Origin of the sequence: Youxingia wuxianensis (assembly GCF_014385085.1) — a bacterium.
Lineage (GTDB): Bacteria > Bacillota > Clostridia > Oscillospirales > Ruminococcaceae > Youxingia > Youxingia wuxianensis.
On sequence record NZ_JACRTD010000017.1, the window covers coordinates 1 to 6,993 of the forward strand.

General features: G+C 43.6%; 9 protein-coding genes and 1 pseudogene. All 10 read right to left on the reverse strand.

Features of this window, described 5'->3' with window-relative positions; translation table 11 throughout:
* A pseudogene (locus H8705_RS13375) lies at window positions 1-584 on the reverse strand (hypothetical protein); the annotation flags it as partial.
* A complete protein-coding gene (locus tag H8705_RS13380; RefSeq protein ID WP_262396292.1) occupies window positions 581-2,017 on the reverse strand; it encodes a hypothetical protein in 1,437 nt (478 codons plus the stop codon). The gene H8705_RS13380 and the pseudogene H8705_RS13375, both read right to left, overlap by 4 nt.
* Before the next feature lie 165 nt (window positions 2,018-2,182).
* Window positions 2,183-2,560 (reverse strand): hypothetical protein, encoded by a 378-nt coding sequence (locus H8705_RS13385; protein WP_262396293.1) that lies wholly within the window; start codon window positions 2,558-2,560, stop codon window positions 2,183-2,185.
* A 3-nt stretch (window positions 2,561-2,563) separates the two neighbouring features.
* Window positions 2,564-3,013, reverse strand: coding sequence for a phage tail tube protein (locus H8705_RS13390; RefSeq protein WP_262396294.1), 450 nt, complete (start codon window positions 3,011-3,013; stop codon window positions 2,564-2,566).
* A 12-nt stretch (window positions 3,014-3,025) separates the two neighbouring features.
* Entirely contained in the window at window positions 3,026-4,294 is a 1,269-nt protein-coding gene (locus tag H8705_RS13395) for a phage tail sheath subtilisin-like domain-containing protein (protein ID WP_262396295.1), read from the reverse strand.
* Window positions 4,291-4,767, reverse strand: a complete 477-nt coding sequence (locus H8705_RS13400) for a phage tail terminator family protein (protein ID WP_262396296.1) — start codon at window positions 4,765-4,767, stop codon at window positions 4,291-4,293. Before H8705_RS13400 ends, H8705_RS13395 begins: the two co-directional genes overlap by 4 nt.
* Before the next feature lie 3 nt (window positions 4,768-4,770).
* Window positions 4,771-5,184 (reverse strand): HK97 gp10 family phage protein, encoded by a 414-nt coding sequence (locus H8705_RS13405; RefSeq protein WP_262396297.1) that lies wholly within the window; start codon window positions 5,182-5,184, stop codon window positions 4,771-4,773.
* Window positions 5,181-5,537 carry a hypothetical protein gene (locus H8705_RS13410; protein ID WP_262396298.1) on the reverse strand — a complete coding sequence of 119 codons (357 nt, stop codon included), beginning with the start codon at window positions 5,535-5,537 and terminating at the stop codon, window positions 5,181-5,183. The genes H8705_RS13405 and H8705_RS13410 overlap by 4 nt, the downstream gene beginning before the upstream one ends.
* A 41-nt stretch (window positions 5,538-5,578) precedes the next feature.
* Window positions 5,579-5,938, reverse strand: a complete 360-nt coding sequence (locus H8705_RS13415; protein ID WP_262396299.1) for a hypothetical protein — start codon at window positions 5,936-5,938, stop codon at window positions 5,579-5,581.
* Window positions 5,938-6,993 (reverse strand): P22 phage major capsid protein family protein (locus H8705_RS13420; protein ID WP_262396300.1); only part of this gene is annotated, 1,056 nt, incomplete at its 5' end. The genes H8705_RS13420 and H8705_RS13415, both read right to left, overlap by 1 nt.

The following is a 6,993-nucleotide window of genomic DNA, read 5'->3' on the forward strand; positions in this document are numbered from 1 at the left end:
TTAGGATTGTTCGTATATTTTATTCTTTCTTTTCCGTCCGGCCAATAATATGTATAGGTTTGGTCTTTGCTTAAGTCTTGCGGAAACGGCCCATATACTATATCCGTTGATACGTCGGTAGAATTGTTGTATGTTTTCGTCGGCGGCGGCGTTGGTATTTTCCCCGGCCTTGGAATGTAGGGAACATCCGTAGTTTTAATTGCGGCGGCCTTGTATTCGGTTAATTTAATACTTACCTCATATACCCCGCTGTATTTTTCCCGCTTTGTATAACTTTCAATAAGCGCCCTTTCAGACAACTTAACATTATCGGAATTAATTACCAGCCTGCTTGCGCTTTTGTCGCTGAGCAGGCTTTCTAATTCCTTGAAAATCTGCTTTGCCGATGTCCAGTTGCCATGCTTAAAATCATTAATATTTGATAGCTCACATTCGATCACCCATGATCTTAATCCTTTACTTTCCGGGACAGGGAAGTTTCCCTGCCCCAATCCATCATAGGTTGTAATATCTCGATCCGAGTCCTCGGTCACCGTAGTTACTCCATAGAGTTCGATATCATCTAAATAAACATCATATCTCATGCGTAACCCCCCTGTGGCTGTGCGTTTGTCATATCCGCTAATTGCCCGGCAAGGTAACCTGATACCGTATCTAAATCCATCGGATCATTTACCTGTACATTATTCATATTGACCTGGGGTGCTAATGTCGCTGTGCTGTACATGGCAAGGAATTTCTTTCCAGCAAAATCCATCATATATTTAAGGCTTTCCTGTTCTATGTCAACCTCGCCAGACACTTTTACTGGGTCTGTATTGGTTATTTCGGTAGGCAACGGAGTATTCGCCATATTATTTGCAAGATCATCTAAACTAGCTAATTCAGCGGCAGTTTGTCCCTCAATCTCTTTTGACATAGCCCCAATAACAGCTGCACTTCCTACAAAAGCGGCAAGGGCTATTCCCGCTTTTATCCAGTTATTCGTGAGAATAGCCGTAGTAACTCCCAACGCCTGTTGAACCACATCTATAGTTTTCAAAACACCCTTATAAATAATTAACGCCGTCATTAGACCGCCCAACGTAGGAACTAGCCAATTTGCATTTTCAGCTACCCAAGCCATACCGTTACCAATCATCCCCATTCCGTTGACCATGACATTTATAAACGGTTGAAATTTTCCCGCTTCCATGTCAGCGTTAAGCTGCCTTACCACCTGGGATAGATTGGTCATTACAGGGGTTGCCGTATCGGCGAATGCGCTTTTTATGCTGTCTTTAAGTATATTCATTTGCACCGGCATGGTGTCAGCCATTTTGTCTACTACATTCTGGGTAGCTCCAAATCTGTTGAACATCTGATCTACATACTCAATTAGCCCCGCAATATCTCCCGTATTGGATAAGCCCCTAATTTTTTGAGGATCAAAGCCGATCATATTGTATCGTTCTTTAACGCTCATGGTGTCACCCGCCAATAATTCCTTCATTGCGAAGACTGCGCCTGACTGCCCCTGGCTTGGATCTTTGGCATATAGACGCTGAGTAAGCCGTTCCAACTGCTTTAATTGCTCTAGGTCTCTCGTCATCGGCAAAAAAGAGGTAAAGGCGCTGCCCGCCCCCGCTTGCCCGAGCAAGGAGTTTTTCCCATGTAACCGGGCAAATTCCGCAAATTGCGCTCCTATCTTTTCCGAGTTCAAAAGCCCTTGATACGTCTTTTCCTGCACGTCCCTAGCCGCTGATAAGTTGATAGCGGAAAACATCCCCTCAAGGGCTTTTTTCCCTAAATAAGCAACGGACACAAGGCCGGTAATCTTGCTGGTAAGTCCCCCAATACCTCCGGCGGCAGTCTGACCGGATTTCCCAGCGCTTTTCATTTCTTCCTCAAGCAGCTTTGTAGCCTTTGCCATGTTGTTTACTTTTTTCTCCGCGCTGTCAGTGGATGAAATGATATTTTTCATTACTGCTGTATAGTGATCGGTAAGTGTGAATACCGCAGCTAAATTTTGAGCCAATAGATCACCCCGCTTTGTTTTTGGCGCCCTCCGAGGCTACCATATCGCTTGCCACTATAAAGGCCCTTGTTCTTATTGGCAGCCTCATAAAATCATCCGGTAAAATGTTGTGATTTTGCAGGGCAAGGTGGGCATATAACGCAAAACCGTCCTCGCCCTGCTCTATCAGTTTTTTGCCTCGTCCACCTTGTCGCTAAATTTAACAGTAACCTCGTTAAAATCGTTGTAAACCTTAATCAGCGACGCTGTTTCCGCACCGTTGACAATACATTTTAAAGCGTCCACTGGATCTAAAATTTTTCTGCCCTCGCGTTCCGACAACGCCTCTAAAAAATTATTGTCTCTGAGGTCCGGTGTCACAAGAGAGTTCGCTACATAGGCAATCATCATTTCTGTATTGCTTTTGTCGCCATATTCTTCCGCCAGCTTTAAGTCCTCTTTTAGGGTAAGCGGACGCATAACAAACTCATCCTCAAATGCAGGGAGTTTAAACCTTATCTCTTTTTTGCGTTTTGGATTTAGGAAACTATTTAAACTTTTCATGTCTTATACCTCAAAATTACTGATAATATCAAAATCATCAAAAGTAATGTCGGACTCAAATATCATAGAACCGTCGTTCCCGTCATCAAGAGACAGCAAGGAAATTTTATTGATAATGACATCCGTAGCAATCACTTCACACCGTCCTCGGCTTGCGACCTGCGCATACCCCTGCAGTGTGATTTCTGGGTACTCCCCGCCGTTCTTATACTCCTTAACGGCTTGAATTAAATCTGGTGTACAATGGTAAAATGCTATGCTGCCTGTATTGTTCAGCCCTCTGGCAGCATGTTGTTTAACCACCTCTCCCAAAAACGCCCTCTCTTCTGGAACAACCTCTGAGTCTAGGCTAAGCTTTGTAAACACAAAAGCGTCTAACTGTCTGCCGTTAATGTTGATATATCCTTTGCCGTCTTTCTGGGACGGCATATCTCTTAATCTATTCTTTGCCATATACTAACCTCCTTAAAGAGCGGTTACGGTGATATAAATCTTATCTACAGTATCCACAACCTTAATGCCAACTGTAGCAATAATACTATCTCTGGCCGATCCCATCTCAACGGTAATATCTGATGCTGTGAAATCTTCTATCGCTCCAATATTGAGATAGTTTTTGACGGTCATATCGGAGATTAATCCCTTAATTTGATTGCGTCCGTCTACACTGTTTCTAATTTTCCCAATGGCCTTAGTATCAAGCAGTTTTTGCAGATCCATGCTATATTTGTCCAGCGTCCGGATTACAAGGTTCTTCTTAAAATCTTCTGGTTTGGCGTCTGTGGTAGTTGTTAGGCTGTTAATATCATAGAGGACTACAACCCCGCCATATTTGTATACAAATAAGATTTCTCCGTCTTGGGTTTTGCTTTCCATCTGCAGCTTTGTAAGCCTGCTGGATACATCATTCCATCCAATGACATTAAAATATGTCGCGCTCCCTGTGACCCCTTGTTTCGCCTGAATACCCGCCATTGTAGCGCAGGCTTCTGCGGCCGTGAGATCATAGTTCGTCGTCTTTCCGCCAATGGTATTGTTTATAATCCCTTCATTGTCAAAATCAGACCCGCTCATAACCGCCTGTACCATTGTGCCGTTATCTCTTTGGCTCTGGATAAAATTAACTATTTTTGCAGAAATAGAGCTATCCGTGCCAGTATAAGCCATGACGTTGTAATCATGTTTTTGGATCTCGGTAAAATAATTATCATAATTAGCAGCCGCAACCGTGCCGTTTGTTCCGCCTGTCAGCGTTGCGGTAGCGGTTTCTAATGTGCCGCTGCCAGTAATCTCAATAAAATCATTGGTTTTAAAATCGGATACATCGGATATTACCTGCTTATCCATTTCTACAGAGTCAAGATAGGTGGTAACGGTGAACTTGCTGTCAGCAGAAGCAACTGAAACGCTGATATCGTTCCCCCTTGTCCCTGTATATACGGCTTTGGCAGTAACCCCGCTAGCTAATGTTGCCTGCGCTTTTGCGCCTATGTTGAGGCGATAGATAATTAATTGGTTTGCATAGTTCATAACCTCATTTACTAATTTAAGGGCGGTATCATATAGCTTGTATCCTAATACTGTAGTAGTATCCATACCTTTACGAATTGTGATTACCTGATCTCCCCAATTTAGCTCCATAGGCATAGTTACAACGCCTACAACTCCTAACGAGGCTTCCCGTTCCCCGGCAATGGTCTCTACAGAGACGCCAGGTATAATCCTATTAATCAAACAATCAGCTCCTTTTCAGCTTGATTTATCATCGGGTCATTTGGCGTAGTAATCTCCATAACCCTTATTAATCCCGTTACATGAGCTATCCGGTCAGTGATATCGCTGTTTTTGCTATATACTGCGAATTGCCCTATTTCGCTATCTATAAAATGCAAATTCTGCATAATCAAAAATATGGCATGGGTCAGTTCGGTATTTGAATGCTTATCGTCAGGAATATAGGACAGCTCAAAACCAAATTCATATTCACTGGTATCAATCATTCTCTGCTGGTTGGCGATTTCATAAAATCCTACAAATAAAGACGGCAAGGCAAGCTTTTGCTGATTTTGGTTGAGATAAACTTTGACCCCTGGAAATAGGCTGGATAAAAACTCCGCAAGCGAAATCCTTACATGGTCCGCAATGGTTAATGTTTTGTTGTCTATCCGATCTTGCAAGGATTTATCCCGTATAATGTTATTGTTCATCAGCTAAAATCCCGTCTTTCGCTTTACTCTGGCTACTTCATTTTGAAATAAGGTGTAAAGTTGCCGTTTGGCCTCGTTTATCCCTTGCTCTAACATTCTTTTGCCATTTTTCCACCGCAAAGTTTCCCCCGACTTATTGACCACTCGATGGCCATTGTTAACATACACGCCATATTCCACGTTGTTACTGTAGCCGGTGGTATAAGATCCGCCCACCTTTTGAGTCTTGTTTTTGATCCAGTTGCTGCGAAGCCACCCTGTTATTTCCGGAGTGTTTTTTTTGGTAACTTCCAGCCCAACATAGGCCATGCTGTTTACCACCCGCCGGGCGCTGTCGTCAAGATTAGCATTCAGTTTTTCGAGCTGCTTTTTAAACTTAGTAAAATTTTGTTTGTTTATGGTTACTATATCGCTCATGCATACACCACTGACTCCACCTTAATTACATTGCTGAAATTGCGTTTAAATGGAAGCCCTGCAACCCCTTTTATCGTCTGTGCTTTGTGCGTAATTGTAAGGGCGTCCCCTTGCTTTATATCGATACCCGTATCCACATAAAGGGTAAATTGGGTATTGGCGACGGACGCCGTATCCGTTTGGGAAGTTACCGGAGGCATAGCAATTGACAGATGGCATAATACATTGCTGTATACCATATCGCTGCCCTCTACGCCTGCGGTTTCAATATGCCTATTAACGGTTACTGTATCTTCCCATAGGGATTGCAGGGCGGATTTAGCCATAATTACATTACTTTGAGGCAATTTCATTTTATCCCTCCTTATACAAAAAGGGGCAAAGTGAATTGCCCCTATGGTAACCTGCGAAACCTATTAAGTATCGAGGTGTAATCTACGGTTGAACTTCCTTCCACGCTGCCGCTTTCGGCGCTTCCGTAGGTAATTGATGTGTCTCCCTCGGAGATGGACTTAACCACCATGCCTCCAGAGGTCATATTTCCGCCCTGGGAAAAACTGTATCCAATCTCAACCCAAGGATAAAACAACCCGTCCGGCATATTGGCGGCAAGCGGTATATTGCAAAAAGATAAAATACTGTCTTTTGCCTGTGTGATATAGGACTCGTACATATCTTTATTGCTTTGTGCCTGCTCGGAGGTCACATAGCCCCGCTTTATCCACTCTTGGATAACATCATTAGCCGTTTTCATTAACCCATATAACGGACGGCCAGTTCTGGATACATAGTTTTATATCCATATAGAACGTCCATAGACATCATTTCTTTTTTGTATTTCATATCGTATCCACGGGTAACACGCAGGGATAGGCCGTTATAAGAGGTAACATAGCTCTCAACGCCTGCCGGCTGTACCAGAGGACGGGTAACAAAAGCAAATGCCATAGGATTAAACGCCAGATTTGCGGTATGACTGTCAGACACGGCGACCACAGTATTGGTAGTGATATCTTTTTTGAGCGCGGGATAAATATTTACTGTGATCTCATTGGATGCGGCAGTTGCGTCCGCAGTCACAACATATGTATCATCTAAGATTGTCAAAACATCGCCCTTAACCAGGGTTCCCGTAACTGCGGTTGCGGAAAGAGTTAAACTTGTGGCTCCCTTACTGGTAGACGCTTTAGGTTTTACAGCGGCGGACAATGTTCCCTTTGTGTGCTTTTTAACCTCCTGAGACATATAGTTATCAAGCCCGAACAAACGCCCGATGGACCCTTCTCTCAGCGCTGTAGTAGAGCCGGATTTTTCTGCGTTTACGATTGCTGGAATAGTAGTATATTTAGCGTCTGCTTCCGTATCCCATACGGCTACACGCCCCGCAACAGGAACCTTGTTAATATTTAACAGTTTTCTTACTTCCGACAGATCTTCCAGTGCGTCGGGGGTTGTCCCTGCCACTCCGCCGATATACGGAATATCCGCGTATAAATCCAATCCGTCGCTATTAATCTTTTGCGCCAGGGCAACAGCTGCAGGTTCAATAAACAGCCGGTTGGCATCATCAAAGTTTACCGCACCTTCGAGCGCGGATACTTCAATATCTACGGTAGCAATCTTATCCAGGGTGACTTCTACGGAGTCCTCGTTTATATCCTGTGCGGTTACTCCTGCAGACGAGTCAAATTCCTGCGCCGTCAAAACTACCGGTTTTTTAACCTGTACCTTTGCTCCTTTTCCATTCACAAACTGGTTAGAGTAGTCTTTATAAATCAGGTTAGGGAATACAAGATTTTCGATTAATCT

Bases quoted from the DNA above. Each gene is read 5' to 3' on its own strand.
- H8705_RS13385 (WP_262396293.1), bottom strand. From the start codon at position 2,560: ATGAAAAGTTTAAATAGTTTCCTAAATCCAAAACGCAAAAAAGAGATA.
- H8705_RS13390 (WP_262396294.1), bottom strand. From the start codon at position 3,013: ATGGCAAAGAATAGATTAAGAGATATGCCGTCCCAGAAAGACGGCAAA.
- H8705_RS13400 (WP_262396296.1), bottom strand. From the start codon at position 4,767: ATGAACAATAACATTATACGGGATAAATCCTTGCAAGATCGGATAGAC.
- H8705_RS13405 (WP_262396297.1), bottom strand. From the start codon at position 5,184: ATGAGCGATATAGTAACCATAAACAAACAAAATTTTACTAAGTTTAAA.
- H8705_RS13410 (WP_262396298.1), bottom strand. From the start codon at position 5,537: ATGAAATTGCCTCAAAGTAATGTAATTATGGCTAAATCCGCCCTGCAA.
- H8705_RS13415 (WP_262396299.1), bottom strand. From the start codon at position 5,938: ATGAAAACGGCTAATGATGTTATCCAAGAGTGGATAAAGCGGGGCTAT.